Origin of the sequence: Enterococcus sp. AZ156 (assembly GCF_051714165.1) — a bacterium.
Classification (GTDB): Bacteria; Bacillota; Bacilli; order Lactobacillales; family Enterococcaceae; genus Enterococcus_B; species Enterococcus_B pernyi.
Genome location: NZ_JBIORI010000001.1, coordinates 2,906,406 through 2,932,810 on the forward strand (window position 1 = coordinate 2,906,406; position 26,405 = coordinate 2,932,810).

Here is a 26,405-nt window from a genome sequence, read left to right on the forward strand (position 1 = left end):
TATAGCATACAAGTGATTGAACGAACGTGTGGGGATATTATTAAGCGTGTTGTTTTTACATTTTTTTATTCTTCGATATACTAGGATTAACAAGAAAGGAGAAAAACAATGATCAAAGAATTTAAAGAATTTATCATGCGAGGCGATGTGCTAGATCTAGCTGTCGGTGTAGTGATCGGTAGTGCTTTTACGGGCATTGTGAATCAAATCGTTCAAGGTCTGATTACTCCCTTAATTGGTTGGGTCGTTGCAATGATCACAGGTACCTCTGATTTGGATGGTGCATTGTCTGTTCTTGATTGGTCACCTGCGAAAGGGGTCACCTTTTCTTTTGGGAATGTTATTAGTGCAATTATTACATTTGTCATTACTGGTTTTGTTCTATTCCTAGTGGTCAAAGCAGCCAATCATGCGAAAAACTTACGTCCAAAAGAAGAAGTGGTGGAAGACAAACCCACTGCGGAAGATTATCTTAGTGATATTCGCGATCTATTGGCACAACAAACAGCTGAAAATAATGCACGCCCCACTGCCCAAGCAACTTCTGAGAGCACGGATCCTAAAGCGTGAGATAAAAAAAACAGAAGGAAATCCTTCTGTTTTTTTTATGCTTGTTTTCTCATGTCTAAGTGGGGGATTCCATCTTCTAAATATACTTCTGAGATTGCCTGAAAACCAAAGGATTCATAAAATGATTGTAGATATTCTTGTGCCCCGATCACGATCGGACGTCCAGGTGCATTGGCTTCGATCGCCGCTAATGTTTGTGCCACGATTTTTTGTCCTAACCCTGACTTGCGATGCGCCTGATTGACCAAGACTCGTCCAAAATGAACTGTGTCTTCTTCTGCATAAATACGTGTATATGCCAAAATCGTACCATCTTCATCTTTAAAATAAGTATGCCATGCGATTTCATCGATCTCATCGACTTCTTGGTAAGGACAATTTTGTTCAACAACAAATACGGCGATTCGCTCTTTCACGATTGCATAAAATTCTGCTGTTGTTAGTTCTGCAAATTTTTTTACATAATGCTTCATCATCAGGACCTCCGTTCTTTCTTGCTAATAGCATAACGAGTTAGATACAAAAAAGCAAACGAACCTCATATATAATCTAGGTCCGCTTGCTTTTTAAACTGCTTCAGTTAAAAATTCGATCTCAACTGTTCGAGTAAGTACATCTGAATAACTGTAAGATACTCGTTCAAATGAATTTTCTTCAGGATCTAAGTCTACGACAAATACTGAAGGATAGGTTTCTGTTAAAACGCCTCGGCGTTCCGTTTGACGCTTTCTTCCGGTCTGTGCAACCAACATGATTTGGCTGCCGATACGACCTTCTAAATCTTTTTTGATTGTAGCTAAAGTTAGTGGCATACAATTCACCTCAATTACTATCATACCATATATAGTAAAATTTTTCAAGTTTACCATATCAAAAAAAGAAATGCAATAGAAATAAGTAAGAAAAACATTAGTAATGCTATAAAAAATCACTCATTATAATCTTTCAGATGTTTTTTTATCTTATATTTCACTCGACCGTAAGCGCTTTTTATTTGCTTCAGATCCATTGATAATTCTCTCTCCATCTCGCTAAAATCATTGCCTTGCATGTAATGTTGAAAGATTTTTGCCTCTTTTGATGAGAATTTGATATCACAGTCCTCGAAAGCTTCTTTTAATAGTAATTGTTGCATCGCAACAGGTTCTTGGATGGTGATCTCGGCTAAAAAATCTGGTCCTTCTGTCGCTATTTTTTGTTCAATAGAAATTTCATTTTTTTGGTCTCGACGTTTTAGCGCGTTTTGCTTACGCAATAAAGAGTAGATTTGGTTACTGATAATACTTTTGTAATAACTCCCAAAACTGACACCTTTATTATTTTCGTACGTTTTAAGTGCTTGATATAGAGCAATCCTTGCTTCTTGTTCCCAATCTTCACTTACATAATTCCTTAGATAATAAATATTTTTCAACCGTAATAATAACGGGAAATATTTTTGATACAGCATAGAAAATGCTTCTTCATCTCCATTACGGGCGGCGCACAATAACTCCTCGGACATAAAATAATTCCTCCATAACTTTCGATTATGGAGGAATCTTACCATCAATTCATTGAATAACTAATCGTATCTGGCTGTTATTTTTCTTTTCTCATTAAATCGTCCAATTTTTGGGACAATTTTTCTAATTGTTCTTCATTCCACGGAGAATTTCGTCGAAAATCAATAAAACGCATATTTATATTATCTTGGGTAATATTTTTTTCTGTTTTTTTGATTGTTTTATATAATTCGTACGCGGAAGTTCGTAAGGCACCTTGTGAAAAAATCACCCATTGTTCTGCTAAGTCACTCGTTGCGACAGTCACTTGCGTCAAACGAGTATTCAACTCTCCAGCGATCCGCTCGATATACGTATCTGCCGTTTCATCCTCTTTTGTGAAAACAACTTCTAATTGGTATTTTCGATAATTTTGTTGGATACCCGGCACTAATTGTGCATCAAAGACAACGATTACTTCTAGGCCTTCATATTTTGCATAATTCGATAAACGATGCAACAAGGCTTCTCTGGCATCCGCCATTTTATCTTGCTTTTTCAGTGCCACTAATTCCGGCCAAGAACCGATCATATTATAGCCATCGACGATCAACAGCTGCTTCTTCATGCCTTATCCCCCCTGACGCTGAGAAAAAGCCTGATACATCAGTAGCCCAGCCGCAACACTCGCGTTCAAGCTTTGAACATGACCGACCATAGGGATCGTTAACAACTCATCCATTTCTTTCTTCAAGCCTGCACTCATGCCACGACCTTCGTTACCGATCACTAACGCTATCGATCCTTTTGCATTCCATGATTGGAAATTCGTTCCTTCCATATCCGTTCCGAATACCCAAAATTGTTGCTCTTTTAGCTGCTGGACAGTTTGAACTAAGTTTGTCACACGAGCCACTGGCACGTATTCAACGGCACCTGTCGATGTTTTCGTCACGATTGGCGTGATTCCGACTGCGCGATGTTTAGGAATGATGACACCATCCACCCCACTGGCATCTGCCGTTCGTAAAATCGAACCAAAATTGTGAGGATCTTCGATACTGTCCAAGATCAAGAAAAAGGGTGTTTCCGTTTTGCTCTTCGCCTGTTCCAATAGTTGATCCAACGTCAGATATTCATAAGGCGTGATGGCCAATACCACCCCTTGATGAACACCACGATCACTCAGTAGGTCTATTTTCTGCTTAGGCACCCACTTGACCGGCACCGATTGTTCTCGAGCAATATTTTTCAACTCTTCAACCTTGTCGCCCCGTGAATCTTCTTGGAGGAACAATTTATTTCCACGACCTTGTTGCAAAGCTTCGACTGTCGCATGATGACCAAATACAAAATTGTCTTCACTCGTTGTGTCCTCTTGACCAACATAAACTGTTTCCTTCTTGGCACTACGTTTCTCATTGCCTTTTGTAAAACGTTGAGAATCTTTTTTGTTTCGTTTTTGATAATTACGTTCTTTATTTTCTTTCCTCATGGGTTTCACCTACTTTCTCAATACACCAATTGATCAATTCTTCCATACGTTCGGTTTGTTTTGTTAGATGTAAGTAGCCCATCAAGGCTTCAAACCCTGTTGCAACGCGATAAGTGGTAATATCCGCATTTTTTGCACTCGTATGGCTTTTGGCATTTCTACCCCTGCGATAGTAAAGTTCTTCATTTTCTGTTAACAGGTTTTCTTGCAACATTTGTTGGATCAAAAAAGCTTGTGCCTTTGCCGAAACATAGTGTGTCGCTGCTCGGTGCAGTTTATTCGGCTTTGTTTCACCTTTTTCAATCAAGTAATCTCGAATATAGATTTCGTAGATAGCATCTCCAACATAAGCAAGTGCTAAACCATTTAGTTGTGTATGATCTCTCATGCTTCTCTTCTCCAACGAGTACCTTGTGGAGTGTCATCTAACAAGATACCTTTTTCTTTTAATTGGTCCCGAATTTCATCACTACGAGCGAAATCTCGGTTTTTTCTGGCTTGTGTTCGTTCTTCGATCAGTTGCTCGATTTCTTCATCCAACATTTCTGCTGTCGTAAATAAGATACCAAAGATCGACAACCATTGGGTAAATAGTGCCTCACTTTTGGATAGGATCGTTTTGGAGACAGTCGGTTGTTCCAAATACGTATTGATCCATTTTGCTAATTCATAGACAACTGTGATGCCGTTAGCCGCATTGAAATCATCGTCCATTTCTTTGATGAATCGTGTCTCTAATTGTTCCAGTTCTGTTACCTGTCTCTCATCTTCCGACTGGGCTGCTACCGCATTTTCAAAACGGAAGTTTAGATTATCAAACGTATTTTTCAATCGCTGTAAGTTTGTCGCTGCTTCTTTCATCGTTGCTTCACTATAGCGAATCGGTCGACGATATTGTGTGGTTGCCATAAAGAAGCGTAACACTTGTGGGTCTACCTCTTGGATCATTTCGTGGACAGTGATAAAGTTCCCTAAAGACTTACTCATTTTTTGATCGTCTTCACCAATCGTCACATAGCCATTGTGCATCCAATAGTTCGCAAATTTTTTACCTGTTTTCGCTTCACTTTGGGCAATTTCGTTCTCATGATGAGGGAACTCCAAGTCTTGTCCACCACCATGGATATCGATTGTCTCACCTAAATGTTTCGTTGCCATCACGGAACATTCGATATGCCACCCTGGACGTCCTTCGCCCCATGGCGATTCCCATGAAATTTCGCCTGGTTTTGCTTTTTTCCACAAGGCAAAGTCTAAAGGATCTTCTTTTTGTTGCTGTTCTGCGCCAGTACGTTGACTTGCACCAATCTCTAACTCGTCTATTGATTGATCACTCAATTGACCATAATCAGTAAATTTACGCGTACGATAATAAACATCGCCATTCGATTCATAAGCAAAACCTTTGGCGATCAATATTTGGATGAACACACGAATATCTTCCATGTGATCCATTACTCTTGGATGGCTCGTTGCTGGCTGCACATTCAATGCTTTCGTATCTTCTTCAAAAGCTTTGATAAAACGATCAGCAACTTCAGGCGCCGTCATCCCAAGCTCATTGGCAGCCTTGATGATTTTATCATCCACATCTGTAAAATTCGATACGTAGTTCACTTGATATCCACGGTATTCCAAATAGCGTCGAATCGTGTCAAACGCAATCGTACTTCGGGCATTTCCAATGTGGATATAATTATAAACAGTTGGTCCGCAAACATACATTGAAACTTGTCCTTCTTTTAAAGGAACAAAAGTCTCTTTTTCTCTTGATAGCGTATTATAGATTTTTATCATTCTCATCCCCTACTTTCTCTCCATTGATTCGGACAACTTTTGCTGGTATCCCTACTGCTGTTGCCCCATCAGGTATATCTTTTAAGACGACTGCGCCTGCACCGATTTTCGCATCTTTTCCTATGGTGATCGGTCCTAAGATTTGGGCATTGGCTGACAACATTGCGCCTTTTTTGACGGTTGGATGTCTTTTCCCCGTTTCTTTTCCAGTCCCCCCTAAAGTGACACCATGAAACAAGACGACATCATCTTCGATTTCTGCTGTTTCTCCAATAACGATTCCCATACCGTGATCGATAAATACACCCGTTCCAATCGTCGCTCCTGGATGTATCTCTATTCCCGTAATAAATCGCCAAAATTGAGCATTCATTTTGGCAATCAAATAGAGACGATGGCGATATAAATAATGGGAGAAACGATGCCAAAATAATGCATGTAGCCCAGGATAGGTCAAAATGACCTCTGCTGTGGTACGCGCTGCTGGATCATTTTTCTTTACGGCAATGACAGCTCGTTTGAACCATTCCATCGACTTCCTCTCCTTTCCTTTTTCGACTGTATGTAAGAACAACGAAAGACAACTAAAAAACGTCTTTTAATAAGTTTCCTTATTAAAAGACGCTATGAGGCGTGGTTCCACTTTTTTTCATAATCAAATGATTATCTCTAACAGGTAACGTCTGCTATTCGTTCTTCGCTACTTTCAAGGATTGAGATTGATCAACCCCCTCTTCGCAAAGACCACTCCCAGAGGCATTTCAAAAAAGAACAATTGACAACTTACACCACCCGTTGACTCTCTTGAAACCATTCTTTTTTTACTTCTTTCTGTTCATCGTGTTTAGTTCAATACTTGGTTTAAATGTGCTAAAGATTTTTCTTTTCCTAACAATTCGATTGTTTCTGGTAATTCAGGTCCATGCATTTGTCCTGAAACAGCGACACGAATCGGCATAAACAGGTTCTTTCCTTTTACCCCTGTTTCTTTTTGTACTGCTTTGATTGCTGCTTTGACTGTTGGTGCATCTACCACTTCCATTTGAGTAAGTTGTTCTTTGAAAGCTTTCAACACAGTCGGAACCGTTTCACCCGCTAATACTTCTTTGGCTGCTTCATCTAATACAGGATGTTCGTTAAAGAATAATGTTGATACTTCAACGATTTCCGCTGCATAACTCATTTGTGGTTGGTACAGACGAACAATTTTTTTCACCCATTCGATTGTTTGTGCATCTGGATTTTCTTGCACACGACCATCAGCGATCAAATAAGGTAAACACATTTCTGTCAATGCATCTAGATCCATTTCTTTGATGTAATGGTTGTTCACCCATTGTAATTTTTTTGCGTCAAATGCTGCTGGTGATTTGCTCAAGCGCTGTGGATCAAACATTTTGATCAATTCTTCTTGACTGAACAATTCATCTTCACCGACAGGCGACCAGCCTAGTAAAGCAATAAAATTGAACATCGCTTCTGGTAAGTAGCCTAATTCACGGTATTGTTCGATAAATTGTAAAATCGATTCATCACGTTTACTTAATTTTTTGCCCGTTTCAGAATTGATGATCAAGGTCATATGCCCAAATGTTGGCGCAGTCCAACCAAATGCTTCATAGATCATTAATTGTTTTGGTGTATTCGCAATATGATCATCCCCACGTAATACGTGAGTGATCGTCATTAAGTGATCGTCAACAGCTACCGCAAAGTTATAGGTTGGCATACCATCGCGTTTTTGGATGACATAATCCCCACCGATATTGTCTGATTCAAAGGTGATATCTCCTTTGACCATGTCGGTAAACGCATATTCTGTATTGCGCGGCACACGGAAACGAATCACTGGTACAATACCTTCTGCTTCTTTTTTCGCTTGTTCTTCAGGTGACAAGTTCGCACAAGTCCCAGCGTAGTGAGGCATTTCGCCACGCGCACGTTGCGCTTCACGTTCTGCTTCTAATTCTTCTTCTGAACAATAGCATTTGTAAGCACGATTGCTTGCTAATAACTGATCGATCCATGGTTGGTAGATTTCTTTTCTTTCAGATTGACGGTAAGGACCGTATTCACCTGGATTTTCAGGTGATTCATCCCATTCCATCCCTAACCATGCAAGATTCTCTAATTGGCTTTTTTCGCCATCTTCAATATTTCGTTTTTGGTCAGTGTCCTCAATGCGGATAATGAACTCTCCATCATTGTGACGGGCAAATAAATAATTGAATAATGCAGTTCGTGCATTCCCAATATGCAAATGCCCTGTTGGACTTGGTGCATAACGTACGCGTACTTTCGTCATTTTCTTCCTCTTCTTTCAAACTAGACTTTGAGACGCCAAAAACAACTGACAATACAATATCTTATCAGATTGTTTTGGGTTGGATCTCCTTTAGCGATAAATGTTGAAATTTAAAGCTACTCAGCACAAATTTTACCTTTTATACGTTAAATAGTAAAGAGATTATGAAAAAGTCATTCAAATCTACGTAAGAAGGCGGGAATCGAAAAAATAGTTTGGCCTACTTTTCAATCCTCACCTACTCCACCTAAACTGAGGAAGCAAAAACCATCTCTCTAAAAAATCTGACGATGTCTAACTGCCTCATATTTACCATATTGCGTTTTTATTTCGCTTTTTTCTCATTTTCACGCTTATTGTCGATTCCTCTACCCGCATGAGCAGGTTTTGCAAAGATCATTCGTCCAGCAGCTGTTTGTAGTGCACTCGTTACCACGACTTCGATCCGTTCATTCATGTAATGTTGCCCATCTTCCACAACCACCATTGTACCGTCATCTAGATAAGCCACTCCTTGTTGACGTTCTGTGCCTGCTTTGACCACTAGTACATTCATATTCTCACCAGGGATAACGACTGGTTTCACTGCGTTAGCAAGTGCATTGATATTGAGAACAGGTACATTTTGAAATTCAGAGACTTTGTTAAGATTATAATCATTGGTCACGATGACACCATCCAATAGTTTTGCCAATTTGATCAGCTTACTATCTACTTCACTGATGTCTTCAAAATCACCATCATACATCTCAACTGAAATACCTTCTTCTTTTTGTAACGCGTTCAAAATATCTAGTCCGCGACGTCCACGTACCCGCTTCAGGCTATCGCCAGAATCAGCGATATATTGTAATTCATACAGGACGAAATTTGGGATCATCAAGGTTCCTTCTAGAAATCCTGTTTTTGTAATATCGTAAATACGTCCATCAATAATGACGCTTGTGTCTAAAATTTTATATTTATGAAAATGATCATCTAATTTGCGTTCTAATAACTGACTTTCCACCTGACTAGGTGTTTCTTGCTCCACCTTTTTGCTTCTAGGTCCAAATATTTTCTTCCATTCTTCGATGCGGGTCGTTCCCATTCGCAAGCCCAAATAGCCAAGGATCACCATCAATAAGATGGGTAAAACACTGTTCACAAAAGGTATTTCAATATTGTAAAGCGGCGTTGAGATCACAACCCCCAACGTTAGGCCAATAATTGCACCGATTGCGCCAAATAAGAGATACGTCAAGCTGACTTCACTTAATTTTTCTTCAATTTGCTTGATGACTGCTGTTATATGTTTTGCCAATAGCAAAGATAATAGAAAGAAAATAAGTGCACCTAACAAGCTATTGGTAAAGGTGTTATTCAGCCATCCATTCGTCTGTTGACCGACCGCCTGCCAAGCTGTAGGTAAAAAAGAAATCCCTAAGCTGGCACCAACGATGATCATCAGTAAGGTGATGACACGTTTTTGCATCCTGTTTCCTCCATTTCATTTTGATTTTAGCGAAATACTCGTCTAAGAGTTTCATCAAGTGTAGCAACACCTACGACTTCGATACCCTCTGGAATATTCCAACCACCTAAATTATTTTTAGGTAAATATACTTTTGTAAAACCTAATTTTTGTACTTCTTTGACTCGTTGTTCAATTTGGTTGACTCTTCTGATTTCACCAGTCAGACCGATTTCTCCAATAAAACACTCCGTTGGTTGCGTTCCTTTTTCTTTGTAACTAGACGCAATACTGACTGCAATCGCTAAGTCGATTGCAGGTTCATTTAATTTTACCCCACCAGCTGCTTTTAAGTAAGCATCTTGATTTTGCAACAATAATCCTGCCCGTTTTTCTAAGACTGCCATGATCAATGACACCCGATTAAAGTCTAAACCAGTCGTTGTTCGTTTGGCATTTCCGAACATCGTAGGCGTGACTAAGGCTTGGATCTCAACCAAGATCGGACGTGTACCTTCCATGGCGACAACGATCGCTGAACCTGTCGCCCCATCCAATCGTTCTTCTAAGAAAATCTGTGAAGGATTGGCTACTTCTTCAAGGCCATGGGTGTGCATCTCAAAAATACCGATCTCATTGGTGGAACCAAAACGATTTTTGACGGCACGCAAAATGCGAAAACTATGATGTTGCTCACCTTCAAAATACAAGACCGTATCAACCATGTGCTCTAACATGCGCGGACCTGCAATCGAGCCTTCTTTCGTGACATGACCTACTATAAAGATAGCAATACCGTTTGTTTTTGCGATTTTCAATAGCTCAGCTGTGGTTTCTCGCACTTGACTAACACTACCAGCGACACTCGTAATATCAGGTTGAGTCATTGTTTGGATCGAATCGATGATGACATAATCAGGTGAAATTTGTTCGATGGCTCGACTGATTTCATTCATATCTGTCTCTGCATACAAGTAAAACTCTGTGTCGATCGAACCTAATCGTTCTGCACGCAACTTGATTTGGTCCGCACTCTCTTCTCCCGATACGTAAAGGACTTTTCCACCAATAGCAGCCAGTTGCTGTGATACTTGCAAGAGTAAGGTGGATTTTCCGATACCAGGGTCGCCACCGATCAAAACCATCGAGCCAGGGACCACACCACCGCCTAAAACACGGTTCAATTCTTCTAGCTTCGTCTTTACTCGTGGTTCTTTCTTAGGAACCACCTCAGCAATTTTTGTTGGCTTGGCTTTTTCTCCGGTCAAACTCGTTCGTACTCTGCGGTCCGTTGTATCTTGTTCGATTTCTTCAACCATGGTATTCCATTTACCACAATTTGGGCAACGTCCTAAAAATTTAGGCGACACATAGCCACAATTTTGACAAACAAATTGAACTTTTGCTTTTTTGGCCATTTCGGTGTACCACCTGTCTTTCATTTTACTTTTCTTGAGTTAAAGATAACTTAAATCTACTTTGCTTATTGGTTGGATGAACCAAATCCACCTTGACGAGCATTAGCGGTTTGATCTTGGTCCGCTTTTAAGAACGGTAGGAAGATTCCTTGCCCAATTCTTTCCCCTTTTTTGATCACTACATCTTTGAAACCAAAATTCGTGAATTGGAACATGATATGCCCTTCATTTGCTTCGTTATTATAATAGTCACTGTCGATCACGCCGACACCATTCGTCAAAATCAAAAAACGTTTTAATGGATTGCTCGAACGATTGGCTAATTGTAAGAATTCATCCTCACCCATATACGCTTTGATTCCTGTAGGCACTAAAACGGGTTTGATTTTCTTTTCCTCTGCTGACATTTCAGAGATCAGCGCATCTGATACAGCTGTTAGTCCTTGCTTGAACCCGGCTTTCCAAACACTTGGAATCACCACATCTTCTGCTGCTTCAAAATCATAACCGGCAGCGTGATGAGTCGCTCTTTGCGGCAATTGGATCTGTTGATCCTGATAACGTGTAATTACTTCAAAACCTCTTTTATTCACCGAATCCCTCCCAGAGTAAACTAGTTCTATTTTAACATACCAAGCGACTGAATACCCAAAGTTAACGAATTCTTCATGAAATTCCTTTCTCTATTTAAGAAACAAATTTATTGATTTTTTGAAAAAAAGTTTATTAAAACATGACTTTATGATTGAAAACAAGTAGAATAGAGCAAAATCATTTCTGTGTAAAAAAGATTAGTTGAGGTGCACCATGCGAAAAGAAATAATAGAAGCAAAACGAATCATTATAAAAGTAGGAACAAGTACGTTGATCTATCCAAATGGCAACATCAATTTGGGTGCGATCGATCAACTCGCTTTTGTTCTCTCTGACCTTCGTAATCAAGGCAAAGAAATCGTCTTAGTCTCTTCCGGTGCAGTAGGTGTTGGGATGCACAAGATGAATCTAGCAAAGCGTCCTAATACGATCCCCGCACAACAAGCGATTGCAGCAATTGGACAAGCTGAATTGATGAATATCTATAATCAACGGTTCAGTGCCTATGGTCAACAAACGGCACAAATCTTAGTGACGCGAGATGTTATCGATTACCCTGAAAGCCGAAAAAATGTTGTCAATACGTTAGAACAGCTACTAGCAATGGGAACCATTCCGATCGTCAATGAAAATGACACCGTCGCAGTGGATGAATTAGATCACTCCACCAAATTTGGCGACAATGATCAGTTATCTGCGATCGTTACCAAACTGATTGCCGCTGATCTACTCATCATTCTTTCAGATATCGACGGTTTTTATTCGGATAATCCAACCATCAATCCTGACGCTGAAATGTATCAAACAGTTACCGCGATCGACGATGAACTGATGGCCCAAGCAGGTGGTGCTGGTAGTGCCTACGGAACTGGTGGGATGGCAAGCAAACTAAAAGCAGCTTTAAGGATCTTTGAAGCAAATCGTCCGATGATCTTAGCAAACGGAAAAAATCCAGCAATCATTTTTGATATTTTAGCTGGAAAAGAAATCGGCACATTATTTAAGGAGGTTTTATAATGACTGATCTTAACCAACTTGGGATACAAGCAAAAAAAGGCGCGCGAGAACTTGCTTTGATGCCGACTAAACAAAAAAATGACTTATTGTTGCAAATGGCACAAACAATCAAGAGAAATCAACTAGCCATTCTTGAAGCCAATCAAAAAGACTTAGATCAAGCGACAGAAAATAATATTAGCGAAACAATGCAAGATCGTTTACGGCTAACACCAGAACGCATCCATACAATGGCGGAAGAAATCATTAAAGTGGCGCAACTAGACGACCCAATCGGAAAAGTCGATCACATGTGGCAAAACGAAGATGGTTTATTGATTGGCAAGAAACGTGTCCCTCTAGGTGTCATCGGCATGATCTACGAATCACGTCCGAATGTGACAACTGATGCGGCAAGTCTCGCATTTAAATCAGGAAATGCAGTGATTTTACGTGGTGGAAAAGAAGCCTTCCATTCCAATCAACTGTTGGTTGAATTACTTCAAGAAACATTGGGAAATGCTGAAGTTTCGCCTTACGCGATCCAATTCGTGGATGATACCTCTCATGAGACGGCTGCGGAATTGATGCGATTAACGGATTATTTAGACGTATTGATTCCTCGAGGTGGTGCTTCGTTGATCAAACGTGTGAAAGAGCAAGCCACTGTACCAATCATTGAAACGGGTACCGGCAACAACCATATCTATATCGATAAAGAAGCACAATTAGCCATGGCCGTGGATATCATTGTGAACGCCAAAACATCTCGCCCTTCTGTCTGTAACGCTGCCGAGACTTTGCTGATCCATTCAGAGATCGCACCTTTCTTCTTGCCATCTATTGAGCAAGCACTGGTTGAACATGGTGTCTCTCTACATGCAGATGCTCACGCGTTAGATTATTTAGAGACCGCAACCTTAGCAGACGAAACCGATTGGGATACAGAATATTTGGATTATATTTTAGCGGTTAAGATCGTTAATTCTTTGGACGAAGCAATTGAACATATCAACCGTCACAATACACAACATTCCGAAGCTATCGTGACGGACAGTTACACAGCAAGCCAACGCTTTTTAAATGAAGTTGATGCAGCTGCTGTTTACGTCAATGCGTCCACTCGCTTCACGGATGGTTCAGTATTTGGCTTCGGTGCAGAAATCGGTATTTCTACACAAAAACTTCATGCTAGAGGTCCAATGGGGCTAAATGAGTTAACAACGACGAAATACATCATCTATGGAGATGGACAAATTCGTAAATAATGTTTCACGGGAAACATTTTATGTGCGAGTTGTCTTTCATAATAAAGTTACGTAAAAATCAGATTATTCTTTATTAAAAGAAAAAAATAAGACGACATCCACAAAATTTTAAAATAAATATCGTGGATGTCGTCTTGTTTCTAAAGAGTGCACACTATTAGTACATTCTCCCTTGATAGACTATTCTTCCGTTAATTGATCAAATAAAGAAAAGCCATCAAATGTTTCTCCATCGTAATAGCGCAATAATTGTTCACTCGTCAGATTTGTGGTAGTTTCTTTTTCCTCTTCTGATTCAAGAAGAAGTTGTTCACGATAGATTCGGTAGGTCTCTGCTAATTGTTGTTGCATTTTTATCCTTGAATTAGCCTCCGCATTGATCGTCGGAAGCTCCTTGATCAATCCCCGATAAATCAACTGTTCATCTACCCATTCAACAGGTAGTTCGACCATCGTCAAACCTACCTCTTTAAAATATTCTTCGATCATCATCTAAGCCTCACATTTATGTCTTGCTTGCATTTTAGCTTATCTAACTGAAAGTTGCTAGCGACAACATAGAGACTTCTTTATTTATTTTTGGATCGTCGCCAAAACTGCACGTGAAACTGGACCGACAAATAATAACTGTAACGGCAACGCCATGATCACATTCATTTTCCAAGCTGTAAGATAGGCAGAAAGAAATTGTTCTGGAATCCCTTGTTCAATAACAATACCGAATAATGACATACATGTCACCATACCTAAAACCATGAGACATGAAATCGTAAGGATCATTTGCATTTTATTTTGTTTATTTATAGGTAGTTTGAAAGCAATCTTTTTTGCGACTACTCCTACGATAAAAACATCTAAGATAAATGCCACGATAAATCCTGGTATAAGTCCTACGAATAAGTTTGATACATGCAACGCATTATGTAACCATAGATTATAGATACTCATCCCTAAAACCATCAGAAAACACATCATTGTTGTAAAAATAATTCCTTCTTTTTTGTTTGTTGGCACTTCAATCACTCCTTTTCATGAAAAACAGCATAGCATAAATGAAAATTTTTCGTAAGTTTTTATTTTATTTTTTTCATTGAGCTATATTTCTTGACTTAATTTAGAAAATATATTGGAAAATAATTAAATTTACGATAGAATAATATTAGTAACACCGAAATAAAAATAACATTTTCTTATCAATCAAATAAAGAAAAGATTATAACCAGGAGGATATTTGATGAAAGTAAGGATTTTGCTTGCATCGATAATGTTATTAAACGCATCATTGTCGCCATGTATTGCTTTAGCAGAAACAGTAACAAACAATAATCAGCAAACCGAAACCACCTCAAGTTCAATCACCGAAGAAAAAACAACGAATGTAATATCTCCAACTACCATTTCAACCACAAATGAAGAGATACCCCCACCCAGCACTGACACACCAACTATAATAGGAACTCCCCAATTAATAGGAGAAAGCTATAAGGATGGTGTCAGTAAACCGAAACGAATCAACGTATCAGCGACTGAAACTATGCAACAAACATTTATTGAAGATGAGGAAAACAAAAAAACAACACACAGCTACATTGGTGGAAACACAATCTATGAAATCAATTCCACAGATGTGCAAGTCCCTAACCCCCGAACTACTGATTCATCCACGATCCAGTTAGCTGTCTACACTGGAGATGTCTCACAAACCAAACAAACTTTAGCTTATTATCTTGCACAACAGTTTAAAACTTATCAACTCTCACTCGAAAATCTCACAGATATTCTTTCAATTGATCCAACTTTAGCGATCAATGAAGATAGTTTGTTTGCTTTGATCCAAGAGTATTATCCGCAGGTCACAGAAAAAACCACCATTCGAGAAATAGAAGATTTAACTGATCAATATGGGAGTGTGCAACAACAATCACTAACTGATACATTTAATCAACAATCTAATGAAAAAGTATTCTCTGGAAACATTCTTTTGAGTCGAAAAATCGCATTATCCAATCAGGAAACATTCTTTTTTGTCGAAAGCGCTACGCAGTCCGGTTGGATTTTTGCAGAAAATTTAACTTATCATGCTTCTAAAATAATAAACCTTTCTGAAAAAGGAAAATTAACAGAAAATCATGCAAAAATTTATTCCACTTTAGATGATGCATGGCTTGAAAAATCTGCAATGCAAGCTGATCTTGAAACACTTTATGAAATAAATCAACAAATACAAATCAATAACCGTTCATTTTATAAAATATCCCATGACAATGTTGTGGTGGGGTATGTTGATCAGAACGACTTCAACAAATTGGGACAAGGTGATCCAGACACAACTGAAACAGAAAATATTACACCTACTATACCTTCGAATAGTAGTGTCAATGATACAAATCATTCACCTAGCGAAAGAAGAACAGAAACTTCAATTAGTTACTCAACACATGTGCGTGGACATGGGTGGATGCCCACCTCAAAAAATGGTGAGTTGTCTGGCACAGAAGGACAAGGACTACGCATTGAAGCAATACGTGCCAATCTTACTTCTTCCCTTTCTGGTTCGATTGAGTATAGTTCCTATGTTGAAGGAACTGGCTGGCAAGACTGGGTAGCAAATGGAGCAATATCAGGAACGGAGGGGCAAGGTCTTCAAATAGAAGGAATTAATATGCGACTCACAGGAGAATTGGCTGAAAATTATAACCTTTATTACCGAGTTCATGTTCAAAAACTTGGTTGGCTACCTTGGGCAAAAAATGGAAATCCTTCTGGAACATCCAGTTTTGGTTTCCGAATCGAAGCCATCGAAATTCAATTAATTAGCCGCTCCCAACAAGGTCCTGAACTTGGAGATTCTTACGTCCAAAGAGCATCTATAAATTATTCCACGCATGTACGCGGGCAAGGTTGGCTTCCTGAATCTTCGAATGGGGAAATTTCTGGAACAGAAGGACAAGGGTTACGTATTGAAGCGTTACGTGTCAATCTCTCTTCTGCCTTTTCTGGATCAATCGAATATACTTCCTATATTGAAAATCATGGTTGGCAAAATTGGGTAGCAAATGGAGGGATATCGGGAACAGAAGGACAAGGTCGTCAGATTGAAGGAATCAGGATACGACTGACAGACGAACTTGCAACACATTACAATATTTATTACCGAATCCATGCTCAAAATCTAGGCTGGTTACCTTGGGCAGAAAATGGAAATAGTGCTGGTACATTGGGGTACGGTTATCGTATTGAAGCAATTGAAATACGTCTGCTACCCAAAGAGCAAATTGGGCCACCAACGGGTGAATCTTATGTTGAAAAAACCCCTTCTGTCTTAGCAAACGCTCACGTAGCTTCTAGAGGATGGCTACCAGAACAAACAGCCGAGACACAAGTTGGAACGGTCGGACAAGGACTTAGCTTACAGGCACTTCAATTAAAATTAACGGAAAACAGTTATGAGGGTGGTATCGTTTACCAGTCCCACCTGGCACATCGTGGTTGGGAAACTTCATGGATTCAGGAAGGACAAACTTCAGGGACCGTTGGACAAAGCTTAGCATTACAAGCTGTCCGAATTAATTTGACCGGTGATATCAGTCACCACTATGATATTTATTACCGTGTCCACTCCCAACACTTCGGCTGGTTAGACTGGGCAAAAAATGGAGAATCAGCTGGCACACAAGGTTACTCGTATCGTGCAGAGGGCTTACAAATAAAACTAGTCGAAAAAGGGCAAGCTCCCCCAGGTCAAACTGCTCGTGCCTTTCGAATTGCACCACCTAAGGTTTTCTTTGATGGTCATGTGTCTGGTATTGGTTGGGTCAATCGCAATGGTCTAAGTAATTCAATCAATCATGCGAATCAAGGGCGGCAATTTGAAGCAATTCGTGCACAATTAGAACAAAGTGATTACTCTGGTGGAATTAGATATGATTCACATATTTCATCAAGTGGATGGACAAATCTTGTTGAGAATGGAGCAATATCAGGTTCGGTCGGACATAGTCGTGCACTCCAGGCCTTCTCTTTTCAACTAACAGGTGAATTATCTGAAAAATACGATATTTACTATCGTTCATTCGTCCGTTCACGCGGTTGGTTAGGTTGGGCTTCAAATGGTCAAAAAGCAGGCTCAGTTGGAATGAGTCTACCTGTCGAAGCAATTGAAGTCACGATTGTAGAAAATGATCGAAAACCAGCGGGTTACCAAGCAAATCAACTGACCATATTAGGTCAAATTGACACTTCAACACCAGAAGGAAGATTTGTCAATTCTATTACACAAAGTGCAAATCGAGTTGCTCCAGCATACGGATTATACACTTCTGTCATGCTTGCTCAAGCAATTCTAGAGACCGGCTATGGCACTAGCTTCTTGGCACGCAATGCGAACAATTTCTTTGGAATGAAGTTCAAAGATGGGGAAGATGAAGGGAAATATGATTACGTTTGGCATGTATCCAATGAAGTTGTCAACGGGATCACGATACCTGTCAATTCTAAATTCCGTGTCTATCAAAGTACCGATGAATCTTTCATCGACAATGCTGTGAAACTGAAATATGGCGTACCTTGGGACCCTGTTCGCTATCGTGGAACTTGGAAAGTTAATACACGTTCTTATCGAGATGCGACCCAAGCCTTAACTGGAACATATGCAACTGATCCAAATTATGGAACAAAATTAAACAACATCATTGAACGTTGGCGTTTGGATCAGTTTGATTGATCTGATCTTTTATAAAAAATATCTACTTGACATTATTTAAAAATGCCAAGTAGATATTTTTTATTTATTAATTCGCGTAAAAGCCGATTCCCTCATATCTCCAACCTAATGGTGTCAAAGAATCTCTTTCTACTGAACTTAATGTGTAATGATGTGTTCCGATAGTTTCATTTGGGTTAAATAGTCGATAAATTGGTTTAGAACCTCCAGAATAAAAACTTAGCCCTTCATATCTCCAGCCTAGTGGTGTAAGGAAGTTGATTTCTGACTGAGCCATTGTATAATGATGATCCCCATTATTTGGATTATACAGACGATACACCGGTTGACCACTATTTGGTGCTTGCCATGCAATTCCTTCGTATTTCCAACCAACTGTTGATAAATAGTTTTTCTCTCCCGCATTTAATGTGTACAAATGTTGCCCTGTACTTTTATTATATAAGCGATACATCGGTGAAGAACTAGAGTTTGGCGTATCATATTGTGTCAAATTATAGGTTTCAATAATACTATTCAATATTGAACCATAGTTTGGTGCTGTCGCGTAACGACCTGTTAACCATGCTGTGGCATCTTTATACGAAGAGGTATTACTTTTCCAAGCACCTGAGTAATAATACACACCCGATTGGAACGAAGTTGTTTTAAGAACAGTTACATTATCCTGTAAAGATTCTGCGTACGAAGGATATTTACGAAAAGCGGCATTTACAGTGATCCATTGCCCATTTACAAACTCAGAAGTTGGCATTGTCACGGATTGCCCATTATAACTTCCCTTTATTCCAAATAAATTGTAGTTAGGTGCCGAAGCTAGCGTACTTTTCCCCCAGCCACTTTCAACAATCGCTTGAGCGATCATAACTGAAGCATATAAGTCATTCGCGCTTGCTAAGGTCTGTGCACTTGCAGCAATGCTATCAATGAACGCTTGTTGCGCATTTGAAGAAGCACGTGCTGAAAATGCTGCTATGCCAGGATTTTCAAATTGTGATAAATCCGCTTGATGTGTGTGTGTTAGTTCTTCCCCATTTGTCAGAGGATTCGTAATAGATTCAGTTTGTTCCACATTTTCCGTAGGCTGTTCTGTCACATCGTCTGCTTGTGTCGAAACGGTGGTTTCAACAGAATTATTTGTCCCTACTTCTTCTGCAAGTACAGTAAGGTTGGTAGTCACAAGACTACTCAGAACAATTGCACTAAATAATAAATTTTTTGCTTTCATTACTTCTCCTTTATTCTTAAAAATAAAATAATTTAATGTGTTGCATATGATAACAGAAATATACACTCTCTTTAAACATCATACACTTTTTAATTATACATAGATTTCAACATTTTTCAGTATATAAATTCTTAAGATTTAGAGGAGTCTTTATGCCATTTTGTAACTTTCTATTTTTGAAGTCGATGATTATTGGCTCAAATCAAAAAATAAAAAACTCTTAGAGGCTTGCCGGCATAGTTTAGAAATACATCTGCTATTTCCAAACCCATACGCGTGCTCTAAGAGTAACATTCCTATTAAATTTGGTAGAAAAAACTAGTCCTTAATTTAGATACCTAACTCCCTTAACCCATCTTCTATCGAAGTCAATTCGCGTCCTAATACTTTTGCAAAATTATCAGAAGTTACATCTAACTGATTATTGCGAATATCATTTTGGATTGCAGTCGTCATTTCTGCACCACCTTGAGAAAATCCCGAGGCTGTTAGTTTGTCTGTAAATTCATCTGGAGCCAACGAAAGGATGTCTAAAGGTTTCCCACTTACTTTAGCAACTTGTTCTGCCAAGGTTTGATAGGTGATTGGTTTTCCAGATAATTCTAAGAACTCAGGATAATCCATTCCTGTTAACACTTTTGCAGCTACTTCTGCATACTCTCTCTTTAACGCCCAACCGGTTTTCCCTTCGCCAGCTGCATAAACAAACTGACCAGTTTTCAATGCTACTCCAATCAATGGCATCTCATTTTCTAAGTACCAGTTATTTCGTAAAAAGGTATGTTTAATACCCGATTCTTTGATGATTTTTTCTGTAAATTGATGGTCTGGAGCCAGGATACTAGTCGAATGATCTGCATCCGCAAAACTAGTATAGGCAATAAAAGAAACCCCCGTTTCTTTTGCTGCTTCTACAACATGTTGATGTTCAGCTTGTCGGTTTCCCGGTACACCTGATACAAATAATAGACGATCGATGCCTTGTAGCGCCTGTACCATCGTCTCGCGATCAGCATAATCGCCGATGCGAACTTGAAGTCCTGCTTCAATTAATTTCTGTGCCTTTTCTTCATTACGAGCAAGGACATAGATCTCCTCCAATGGAACCAGCTTCTTTAATTCTTCTAAAGCGTAGTGTCCAAATCCTCCAGTTGCTCCTGTTACTAAATAAGTCATATTCCCACTCCCTATTGATTAATTATTTTTGTTCATATAGCTGTACATTTTTAAAACACACCATTATCATAAAGAGTATGCTAAGATAAGTCAAGAAATCAAGTTGAAAGGATGGATTTTAATGAAATATTCTCTACAATTAAGCGATGCGATCCACATCTTAGCTTATATCCACATATTTCAAGGAACTGATTTACTTTCAAGCGACATGATTGCAAGTAGCATTGAAACGAATCCAACAAATGTTCGAAAAATCATGAGTCAATTAAAAAAAGCAGATCTTATCCATACAACAAGTGGGAAACCAACACCCGTACTTGCGAAAGCTCCCGAAAATATCAATTTATTGGAAATTTATCGAAGTATTGAAGGCAACACAAATTTGATCCAAGTAGATCCAAAAACAAATCCGAATTGCGTGGTAGGCGCTAATATCCAAGAAGTCTTGGCTGCAACTTATTCTCGATTACAAAAAAAAGTGGAAGAAGAAATGGCAGTAATCACTTTAGATGGACTCATTAAACAGATTGCATTATCAGAAAAAGAGAAACGTCCAGAAAACCAGCCGCTCGTGGAAAAATTTCTTTAGTTTGATGTAAATCAGAGTCACTTTTAGTTATCTAAAAATTAAAATAACAGTTTTATATTATTATTAATTTTATAATAGATTAAATAATCTTCGTACTGGAAAAAAATTGCTGTTTTCTTTTTATTTATTCGGTAAAATTAAACTATGAAGATAACTAAAGGAGGAAATTTTATGAAAGATTGGAAAAACGATTTTTGGGAATCTGATTTAGATCATGGCTATGAAATGTTTATTGAAAAACGCGTTCATGGATGTTTGTTTACACAAGAAAAAATCATCGCAAAAGTCACAGAAGAAAACAAGAAGGAGTATGACATACTTATCCAATTAACAGATGACAACCAATTCTATGGTTTGTCTTGCAGTTGCTCCCACGAAGACACAGGTCATTGTCCTCATGTCGTGGCTACCTTATTCAAATATGAACAAGAAAAAGAGCAGAGAAAAGCAAATGAACTGGTCAAGTTGATTTCTTATGCAAATGAACAAGATATTCAAGACTTTCTATTAATTATTTTAAAAGAGAACCAAGAACTAGCTCAACGATTCCAAGAACATACTGCAATCAAAAATATGGACGATTACGATAAAATGATTGTTATTTTAGAAAAACATACCCATTATTCTGGAAGCAATATTCATGATCGTACACTTCAAAACATCAATAAAGAACTGTCTGAATTTTTAAACAGCCTTATTGATACATCCATCGCAAAAAAACAGATCCTTCATGCATTCGAATTAATGAACAGAATAGTTGAACACTTTGACTTAGCAAAGGTACATAATGTAGAAAATGATATCAGCCTTATCATGCATCAATGGTACTCTCTATGGAAAAAATTACTTAGACATGCGTCTGAGCAAGAAAAACAACGAATATATTCTAAACTTTCGGCTAAAATAAATAACGCAAGCCAATCTCGTTTTTATATCCAACAAATTTTACATGAAGAATTCCCTGAACAGTTCTCTGATCAGGATCAGCAAAAACTTGATCAAACATCTGAAAATAACGGACACTTAAACTATAAAAACAAACGACTGCTATCCATTCGCCAAATGGAAAATTTGAATTATACAGACAATCAAATTCATCAACGTGCACGCGAAAGCTGGCAATCTCCAACTATACGTTCACAATATATTGACTATCTGATGCAAAAGAAAGCATATGAAGAAGCAATCACTGTTTTGAATGAAAGTATTGTATTAGATCAACACTCTTCTGATATGGTCACCTTGCATCGCTATGCATTAAAAAATCTTTATCATAAACTAGGGGAAAAAGAGCTGTATGCGGAACAAGTCTTGCATCTTCTATTAGAGGGAGAGACCGTCGATATGAATTTGATCCATCAATTGAAAAAAACATATTCGATTGATCAGTGGGAAGAAGTACGTGAAAACTTATTTGAAAAATTAAAATATCGTACAGACGTTGGATTGTTTTATTCAAAAGAAAGACGTTATGATTTATTGTTGGATTATGTCCTCAAGTCACCTGGACTGGAAGAAGCAAGTCGCTATTTTTCTTTCTTGAGAAAGCAATTTCCAGAAGCACTTCTTCAAAAATATGAATACGAATTACGGCGGATGGCTGCTGAGACAACTACACGTTTACGGTATCATAAAATGGCTTTGTTGATCGCCGAAATGGCCACCCTTCCAAGTAGCACCATCTCTGTTCAATTACTGATCAAAGAACTAAAAGAAAAATACCCACGCAGAAAAGCGATGCTAGAAGAATTGAGAAAATTAGAAAAAACGTATAAATAATGTAGCAATAGCGACCCTATTCACAGTCCGTACTTCAAAAAGCCGAATCAACAAGCAACGCTGTTGATTCGGCTTTTTTGAATAGACAATTACAAATTTGTCTATTTCCTATATTTTCCTAAAAAAGAAAAAGCATTTTAAAAACTTTTAAATAACATGATATCTCATCTGTCAATCAAATCCAATCGGAATTGATTGGGCTGATTTACTGGTTGCTTGCTTCACGTCAGTCTCCCACTTGCTATAGATCTCTAAAAATCTCACTTCTTCTTCATCACTATATCCTTCAAAAACAACTTTATCGATATTTTTATGATCAAAAAAAATCGTGGTCTCAGGATTTAATCCTGAGGGATAAAGTACTGCCATATAGTCTGCAAACGTATCTTTTTTCGACTGTTGATCTGTATATACAGCACCTCTTCCAACGATGACTAATTTTTGTAACCCTTCCTCAAGCAACACGACACTTCCTAATGGTAATAACTTTTTCCCCTCATTCATTATATATTTCCTCCTTATCAGTTCCTTTGATATGTTTGTTAAAATATTTCTCTCCATACCATTCTAATTGTGTTTTCCCTTCCAGATTGCGGTATTCTTCTGAATATTTGTGTCTATAATAACCACGCAAGAGATACGGAAGGAACAGGTAAGCTTGTGCGATAATAAATCCTATATCAAACACAAACCACATAGCTAAAAATCCTAGAAAACCAGTTACATCTGTGCGTGGTGTATCTCCACTAGGAAAAATAAAATTCCAAATAACCCCGATAATAACGACTATTGAGCTATACTTCACCACTAAATTTATTGATTTTTCTATCCATTCATCCACCTTTTCTTTTTTATTTGTATCATAAAGCAAATTTTCCAACGACGCTTTCTTACTTCTAACTACTATATATCCTACTAATAAAATTATTGAGAAAAATATTCCCATTCCTATAGCTGTTAGAGGCTTTAGAAATGCTGTGATGAAAAGAAGGTTAGTTTCAATTACTAGCCAAACAAAAATGTTTACTGCATTAATGTAGCCCCAGAAAAATTTAGTGGCTCGATAACGTTTAATCAATGTATAGACCCATATAACTAAATACATTACCAAAAGTATCCAAAACAAAGATAAAGGTAAAAAGTTTATATCAGCTTGTGGAACCAAACTATTCTTATCGTGATTCGTAATAATGCTATTTGTAAATAAAACTATGCCATATAGCATGCCTATCAAAGCTAGTGCTAATATTTTCAATAAAATAGGTCTTTCTTTTAAATCCCACCTTTCAACATCATTTTTCATATAATTGATTAGCTTGTCATTTTTCAAATTTAAACTTTCTTCAAAAGATGCCTTGAATAAATTTTTCATATTAATCTCCAATTAAAATTTATTTCTGGTAATTTTATCGAAGAAAGTGCATTCCCAATTGATTTTCCCACTTGCTGAATCTCCTTATTCATATATTTCACTGTATTAGTACTTTGCTCAATAGCTTTGCCTATTTTTTCCGTACTCCTATCATATACTTCATATGCCCAAGTTTTACCACGATCATACACATCTGGTGCTAGTAGTTGTATCCCCTTATTTACTAAGCCTGCAGTAAATCCTATAGCAGCACCAACACCATTCCTAATAAATGGTACAAATGTTCCTAACTTTGCACCTAATGTCATTCCCTCTAACGGTCCAATGCTCTTCACCATCTCTATTCCACCGCCTATTATTCCTTTGCCAACACTTCCTGTTTTTCCATATTCATTCACCGCATTGGCGGCGAAAGTGACGCCTAATTGCGCGTAAGTAGCTACTTGGCCTGCCGTTCCTAATCCTTTGGCAACACCCCAATTTTTAGCTCCTTGCACAAATTGAGATTTCTTCAAGGCTTCGCTGACATAGGTTTTTACAGGGGACGTAAATTTAGTGAAATTTTGATAGGCTTTGCCTAGCGTATCGATTTTAGGAATCCATTTCCCTTGGGCAACGGCTTTACCGAACATTTCGTATTTTGCAAGACCGCTAAATAATTTATTTTTCATACCTGATGGTAGATGATTAGCAAGCATCCAAAATTCATCGTTGGATGCCAATTTGTTGACTAATGCATCCGGATAATTTTTGATCAACATTTCGAACCGCTTGACTGCATCGGTTTTCCCATCTTTCAAGGGTTGGACCAATTTTTCGATCTCCGCATACATTTCTAAGTAGGCATTATTTGAAGATTCTTCCAACAAAGCTTGTCCGTTTGGTTTGTACTTCTCAAACCAACTACCATCCACTCCTTTCGGCAATACATAACTACCGTCTGCCTTGATGGTTGTTTGGTTCAAGACTAATACGCTTTGCATGGCGAGTTTCAATTCCAGTAGACTGTTATTGAACAGTCCACTGGTTTGGGAGTTAAAGGCATGCAGTTTCTGTTGTTTGCGTTGCAGCTTGTAGATATCTTCTTGCAGGCTGTCCGCCATTCGCATCAAGTTTCGATGAAAATCACTGAGCATTTCTGTGATACCTGGTAATATGCTTGTATTGGCGATCTGTCTAATCGTCTGCGCGTGGTTATCGATTGATTGTTTAGCGAATGCTTTGACACGAATCTGTCCGCTTAAATTCTCTTCGTCCAAGTATCCTTCACTGGCAATCATTTGATGCGCGGAAGAGTAAAGATTCAAGTCTGACTGAATCCCTTGTACCGCAGTGTTTACCCGATTGATCGTAGGAATGATCAACTCAGAAAACAGCCCTTTCCCAGCTTGATAAGCAGCTCCTGAGAGTTTTTTGTCATCAACCGCTTGAACAACTTGTTGACTACCTGTTCGTAGTTGGGTGATCGTTGTACGAGCAAGCGATAAATTAGTGGTCAGATTGCTCATTAAATTAGAAGACTCTGTGGCTGAATAAATTAGTCCCATCGTTTATTCCTTTCTTTCTGAAGTTCCGTACGTTCTTCTTCAAGTTTGATTACACCTTTTAAGTATTCTTGATCTAGTTGGTGCTGTTGGTTTTCTACTAACTGCGTGAAGTAAGTTGATTTCCCTTCATTCTCATTTTGCTCCCAACGAGCAACTTGGCTTCCTTGGGATACTAATTCTTCTGTGAATTGTTGGATTTCTCGAAAGCTTTTTCGCATGTCCATCTCTAAATAATACATACATTGTTTTAACTGCTGTTTTTCTTTACTCAGACGCTCCAATCGTTGTTCATTGTTGCTGATTTTACGCTCATATTCAGCGAGCAACTCTTCCTTTTCCATACTGACTCCTTACTTGAATCTTGTTTGACTGTCTCTGACTGCGATTGCTTGAGCAAGCTGAGGGAATTTGTTTGCCTGTTCATTGACACAAGTAACTAGATTTGAAATATCTGTGAGTAGGTTGTTACTGACCTCTACTCCTGTTTTCATACTGCTGATCGTGCTCTTGCTTAAAGAACTTGTTTTACTACTACTAACAGATACATTTTTTATTCCTGATACGGCTGCTGTTGCAGTGGATTCCTGAGAAGCGATTTTCGGCATCTTTTT

At 38.4% G+C, this 26,405-nt stretch carries 27 protein-coding genes and 1 other annotated feature; of the genes, 6 read left to right on the forward strand and 21 right to left on the reverse strand.

Annotated elements, in window-relative coordinates; genetic code table 11:
• The first annotated feature begins 108 nt into the window (after positions 1–108).
• The gene (gene mscL / locus IGJ95_RS13770) at positions 109–570 is read left to right on the forward strand and encodes a large conductance mechanosensitive channel protein MscL (RefSeq protein ID WP_438762129.1); all 462 of its coding nucleotides are present in this window, start codon (positions 109–111) and stop codon (positions 568–570) included.
• A 35-nt stretch (positions 571–605) separates the two neighbouring features.
• Here the strand turns inward: mscL and IGJ95_RS13775 are convergent, their stop codons facing one another.
• The 12 genes from IGJ95_RS13775 to IGJ95_RS13830 all read right to left on the reverse strand — a co-directional run bounded on the left by IGJ95_RS13775 (position 606) and on the right by IGJ95_RS13830 (position 11,115).
• Entirely contained in the window at positions 606–1,043 is a 438-nt protein-coding gene (locus IGJ95_RS13775; RefSeq protein WP_023520523.1) for a GNAT family N-acetyltransferase, read from the reverse strand.
• A gap of 93 nt (positions 1,044–1,136) precedes the next feature.
• Positions 1,137–1,382 (reverse strand): Veg family protein, encoded by a 246-nt coding sequence (locus IGJ95_RS13780; RefSeq protein WP_010734068.1) that lies wholly within the window; start codon positions 1,380–1,382, stop codon positions 1,137–1,139.
• A gap of 116 nt (positions 1,383–1,498) precedes the next feature.
• Positions 1,499–2,074 carry a sigma-70 family RNA polymerase sigma factor gene (locus tag IGJ95_RS13785; RefSeq protein WP_019724411.1) on the reverse strand — a complete coding sequence of 192 codons (576 nt, stop codon included), beginning with the start codon at positions 2,072–2,074 and terminating at the stop codon, positions 1,499–1,501.
• Positions 2,075–2,151: 77 nt separating this feature from the next.
• Entirely contained in the window at positions 2,152–2,682 is a 531-nt protein-coding gene (locus tag IGJ95_RS13790) for an NYN domain-containing protein (RefSeq protein ID WP_010734066.1), read from the reverse strand.
• 3 nt (positions 2,683–2,685) lie between these two features.
• A complete protein-coding gene (gene rlmB / locus IGJ95_RS13795) occupies positions 2,686–3,549 on the reverse strand; it encodes a 23S rRNA (guanosine(2251)-2'-O)-methyltransferase RlmB (RefSeq protein ID WP_153830571.1) in 864 nt (287 codons plus the stop codon).
• A complete protein-coding gene (locus IGJ95_RS13800) occupies positions 3,533–3,937 on the reverse strand; it encodes a Mini-ribonuclease 3 (RefSeq protein WP_010734064.1) in 405 nt (134 codons plus the stop codon). Before IGJ95_RS13800 ends, rlmB begins: the two co-directional genes overlap by 17 nt.
• A complete protein-coding gene (gene cysS / locus IGJ95_RS13805) occupies positions 3,934–5,346 on the reverse strand; it encodes a cysteine--tRNA ligase (RefSeq protein WP_010734063.1) in 1,413 nt (470 codons plus the stop codon). The genes IGJ95_RS13800 and cysS overlap by 4 nt, the downstream gene beginning before the upstream one ends.
• Positions 5,330–5,878, reverse strand: coding sequence for a serine O-acetyltransferase EpsC (epsC, locus tag IGJ95_RS13810; RefSeq protein ID WP_010734062.1), 549 nt, complete (start codon positions 5,876–5,878; stop codon positions 5,330–5,332). The genes cysS and epsC overlap by 17 nt, the downstream gene beginning before the upstream one ends.
• 82 nt (positions 5,879–5,960) lie before the next feature.
• Positions 5,961–6,194 (reverse strand) — a binding site (T-box leader).
• Positions 6,191–7,651 carry a glutamate--tRNA ligase gene (gene gltX, locus IGJ95_RS13815; RefSeq protein ID WP_153830570.1) on the reverse strand — a complete coding sequence of 487 codons (1,461 nt, stop codon included), beginning with the start codon at positions 7,649–7,651 and terminating at the stop codon, positions 6,191–6,193. It overlaps the preceding feature by 4 nt.
• A gap of 325 nt (positions 7,652–7,976) precedes the next feature.
• Complete coding sequence (locus IGJ95_RS13820) at positions 7,977–9,125, reverse strand: PIN/TRAM domain-containing protein (RefSeq protein WP_010734060.1); 1,149 nt, start codon at positions 9,123–9,125, stop codon at positions 7,977–7,979.
• A 26-nt stretch (positions 9,126–9,151) separates the two neighbouring features.
• Entirely contained in the window at positions 9,152–10,522 is a 1,371-nt protein-coding gene (gene radA / locus IGJ95_RS13825) for a DNA repair protein RadA (protein WP_010734059.1), read from the reverse strand.
• Between the two features lie 65 nt (positions 10,523–10,587).
• Positions 10,588–11,115 carry a dUTP diphosphatase gene (locus tag IGJ95_RS13830; RefSeq protein ID WP_010734058.1) on the reverse strand — a complete coding sequence of 176 codons (528 nt, stop codon included), beginning with the start codon at positions 11,113–11,115 and terminating at the stop codon, positions 10,588–10,590.
• Positions 11,116–11,329: 214 nt separating this feature from the next.
• Here IGJ95_RS13830 and proB point away from each other — a divergent pair, with 214 nt between their 5' ends.
• Positions 11,330–12,133, forward strand: coding sequence for a glutamate 5-kinase (gene proB / locus IGJ95_RS13835; protein ID WP_010734057.1), 804 nt, complete (start codon positions 11,330–11,332; stop codon positions 12,131–12,133).
• The gene (locus IGJ95_RS13840) at positions 12,133–13,380 is read left to right on the forward strand and encodes a glutamate-5-semialdehyde dehydrogenase (RefSeq protein ID WP_153830569.1); all 1,248 of its coding nucleotides are present in this window, start codon (positions 12,133–12,135) and stop codon (positions 13,378–13,380) included. The genes proB and IGJ95_RS13840 overlap by 1 nt, the downstream gene beginning before the upstream one ends.
• A gap of 180 nt (positions 13,381–13,560) precedes the next feature.
• On the opposite strand, the gene IGJ95_RS13845 is transcribed toward IGJ95_RS13840, so the two are convergent.
• Positions 13,561–13,869: a hypothetical protein gene (locus tag IGJ95_RS13845; RefSeq protein ID WP_175401350.1), complete on the reverse strand. Its 309-nt coding sequence runs from the start codon at positions 13,867–13,869 to the stop codon at positions 13,561–13,563.
• 84 nt (positions 13,870–13,953) lie between these two features.
• Positions 13,954–14,394, reverse strand: coding sequence for a DUF2798 domain-containing protein (locus IGJ95_RS13850; RefSeq protein ID WP_019723030.1), 441 nt, complete (start codon positions 14,392–14,394; stop codon positions 13,954–13,956).
• Positions 14,395–14,614: 220 nt separating this feature from the next.
• On the opposite strand from IGJ95_RS13850, the gene IGJ95_RS13855 reads away from it, so the two are divergent.
• Positions 14,615–18,103, forward strand: a complete 3,489-nt coding sequence (locus IGJ95_RS13855) for a glucosaminidase domain-containing protein (RefSeq protein ID WP_438762133.1) — start codon at positions 14,615–14,617, stop codon at positions 18,101–18,103.
• A gap of 67 nt (positions 18,104–18,170) precedes the next feature.
• Here IGJ95_RS13855 and IGJ95_RS13860 read toward each other — a convergent pair whose 3' ends face one another.
• Positions 18,171–19,331, reverse strand: coding sequence for a glycoside hydrolase family 73 protein (locus IGJ95_RS13860; protein WP_153830567.1), 1,161 nt, complete (start codon positions 19,329–19,331; stop codon positions 18,171–18,173).
• A 330-nt stretch (positions 19,332–19,661) separates the two neighbouring features.
• Entirely contained in the window at positions 19,662–20,507 is an 846-nt protein-coding gene (locus IGJ95_RS13865; protein ID WP_438762135.1) for an SDR family oxidoreductase, read from the reverse strand.
• A 121-nt stretch (positions 20,508–20,628) separates the two neighbouring features.
• On the opposite strand from IGJ95_RS13865, the gene IGJ95_RS13870 reads away from it, so the two are divergent.
• Both IGJ95_RS13870 and IGJ95_RS13875 read left to right on the forward strand, forming a co-directional pair.
• A complete protein-coding gene (locus IGJ95_RS13870) occupies positions 20,629–21,096 on the forward strand; it encodes an Rrf2 family transcriptional regulator (RefSeq protein WP_019723027.1) in 468 nt (155 codons plus the stop codon).
• 171 nt (positions 21,097–21,267) lie between these two features.
• Positions 21,268–22,875 carry an SWIM zinc finger family protein gene (locus IGJ95_RS13875; protein WP_023520532.1) on the forward strand — a complete coding sequence of 536 codons (1,608 nt, stop codon included), beginning with the start codon at positions 21,268–21,270 and terminating at the stop codon, positions 22,873–22,875.
• A gap of 171 nt (positions 22,876–23,046) precedes the next feature.
• Here the strand turns inward: IGJ95_RS13875 and IGJ95_RS13880 are convergent, their stop codons facing one another.
• The 5 genes from IGJ95_RS13880 to IGJ95_RS13900 are packed head-to-tail and all read right to left on the reverse strand — an operon-like array spanning position 23,047 to position 26,399.
• A complete protein-coding gene (locus tag IGJ95_RS13880; RefSeq protein ID WP_010734048.1) occupies positions 23,047–23,379 on the reverse strand; it encodes a DUF4176 domain-containing protein in 333 nt (110 codons plus the stop codon).
• Positions 23,372–24,247: a DUF4176 domain-containing protein gene (locus IGJ95_RS13885; protein WP_153830565.1), complete on the reverse strand. Its 876-nt coding sequence runs from the start codon at positions 24,245–24,247 to the stop codon at positions 23,372–23,374. Before IGJ95_RS13885 ends, IGJ95_RS13880 begins: the two co-directional genes overlap by 8 nt.
• Positions 24,244–25,794, reverse strand: coding sequence for a hypothetical protein (locus IGJ95_RS13890; RefSeq protein ID WP_438762137.1), 1,551 nt, complete (start codon positions 25,792–25,794; stop codon positions 24,244–24,246). The genes IGJ95_RS13885 and IGJ95_RS13890 overlap by 4 nt, the downstream gene beginning before the upstream one ends.
• On the reverse strand, positions 25,785–26,135 hold the full coding sequence (locus IGJ95_RS13895) for a hypothetical protein (RefSeq protein WP_010734045.1): 351 nt from the start codon (positions 26,133–26,135) through the stop codon (positions 25,785–25,787). Before IGJ95_RS13895 ends, IGJ95_RS13890 begins: the two co-directional genes overlap by 10 nt.
• A gap of 9 nt (positions 26,136–26,144) precedes the next feature.
• Positions 26,145–26,399, reverse strand: a complete 255-nt coding sequence (locus tag IGJ95_RS13900; protein WP_010734044.1) for a hypothetical protein — start codon at positions 26,397–26,399, stop codon at positions 26,145–26,147.
• Positions 26,400–26,405: the final 6 nt, after the last annotated feature.

Bases quoted from the DNA above. Each gene is read 5' to 3' on its own strand.
- IGJ95_RS13775 (WP_023520523.1), bottom strand. From the start codon at position 1,043: ATGAAGCATTATGTAAAAAAATTTGCAGAACTAACAACAGCAGAATTT.
- IGJ95_RS13890 (WP_438762137.1), bottom strand. From the start codon at position 25,794: ATGGGACTAATTTATTCAGCCACAGAGTCTTCTAATTTAATGAGCAAT.
- IGJ95_RS13800 (WP_010734064.1), bottom strand. From the start codon at position 3,937: ATGAGAGATCATACACAACTAAATGGTTTAGCACTTGCTTATGTTGGA.
- IGJ95_RS13880 (WP_010734048.1), bottom strand. From the start codon at position 23,379: ATGAATGAGGGGAAAAAGTTATTACCATTAGGAAGTGTCGTGTTGCTT.
- gltX (WP_153830570.1), bottom strand. From the start codon at position 7,651: ATGACGAAAGTACGCGTACGTTATGCACCAAGTCCAACAGGGCATTTG.
- epsC (WP_010734062.1), bottom strand. From the start codon at position 5,878: ATGGAATGGTTCAAACGAGCTGTCATTGCCGTAAAGAAAAATGATCCA.
- IGJ95_RS13900 (WP_010734044.1), bottom strand. From the start codon at position 26,399: ATGCCGAAAATCGCTTCTCAGGAATCCACTGCAACAGCAGCCGTATCA.
- IGJ95_RS13790 (WP_010734066.1), bottom strand. From the start codon at position 2,682: ATGAAGAAGCAGCTGTTGATCGTCGATGGCTATAATATGATCGGTTCT.
- rlmB (WP_153830571.1), bottom strand. From the start codon at position 3,549: ATGAGGAAAGAAAATAAAGAACGTAATTATCAAAAACGAAACAAAAAA.
- radA (WP_010734059.1), bottom strand. From the start codon at position 10,522: ATGGCCAAAAAAGCAAAAGTTCAATTTGTTTGTCAAAATTGTGGCTAT.
- IGJ95_RS13820 (WP_010734060.1), bottom strand. From the start codon at position 9,125: ATGCAAAAACGTGTCATCACCTTACTGATGATCATCGTTGGTGCCAGC.
- mscL (WP_438762129.1), top strand. From the start codon at position 109: ATGATCAAAGAATTTAAAGAATTTATCATGCGAGGCGATGTGCTAGAT.
- IGJ95_RS13845 (WP_175401350.1), bottom strand. From the start codon at position 13,869: ATGATCGAAGAATATTTTAAAGAGGTAGGTTTGACGATGGTCGAACTA.
- IGJ95_RS13885 (WP_153830565.1), bottom strand. From the start codon at position 24,247: ATGAAAAATTTATTCAAGGCATCTTTTGAAGAAAGTTTAAATTTGAAA.
- IGJ95_RS13895 (WP_010734045.1), bottom strand. From the start codon at position 26,135: ATGGAAAAGGAAGAGTTGCTCGCTGAATATGAGCGTAAAATCAGCAAC.
- IGJ95_RS13855 (WP_438762133.1), top strand. From the start codon at position 14,615: ATGAAAGTAAGGATTTTGCTTGCATCGATAATGTTATTAAACGCATCA.
- IGJ95_RS13875 (WP_023520532.1), top strand. From the start codon at position 21,268: ATGAAAGATTGGAAAAACGATTTTTGGGAATCTGATTTAGATCATGGC.
- IGJ95_RS13840 (WP_153830569.1), top strand. From the start codon at position 12,133: ATGACTGATCTTAACCAACTTGGGATACAAGCAAAAAAAGGCGCGCGA.
- IGJ95_RS13785 (WP_019724411.1), bottom strand. From the start codon at position 2,074: ATGTCCGAGGAGTTATTGTGCGCCGCCCGTAATGGAGATGAAGAAGCA.
- IGJ95_RS13865 (WP_438762135.1), bottom strand. From the start codon at position 20,507: ATGACTTATTTAGTAACAGGAGCAACTGGAGGATTTGGACACTACGCT.
- cysS (WP_010734063.1), bottom strand. From the start codon at position 5,346: ATGATAAAAATCTATAATACGCTATCAAGAGAAAAAGAGACTTTTGTT.
- proB (WP_010734057.1), top strand. From the start codon at position 11,330: ATGCGAAAAGAAATAATAGAAGCAAAACGAATCATTATAAAAGTAGGA.
- IGJ95_RS13860 (WP_153830567.1), bottom strand. From the start codon at position 19,331: ATGAAAGCAAAAAATTTATTATTTAGTGCAATTGTTCTGAGTAGTCTT.
- IGJ95_RS13870 (WP_019723027.1), top strand. From the start codon at position 20,629: ATGAAATATTCTCTACAATTAAGCGATGCGATCCACATCTTAGCTTAT.
- IGJ95_RS13780 (WP_010734068.1), bottom strand. From the start codon at position 1,382: ATGCCACTAACTTTAGCTACAATCAAAAAAGATTTAGAAGGTCGTATC.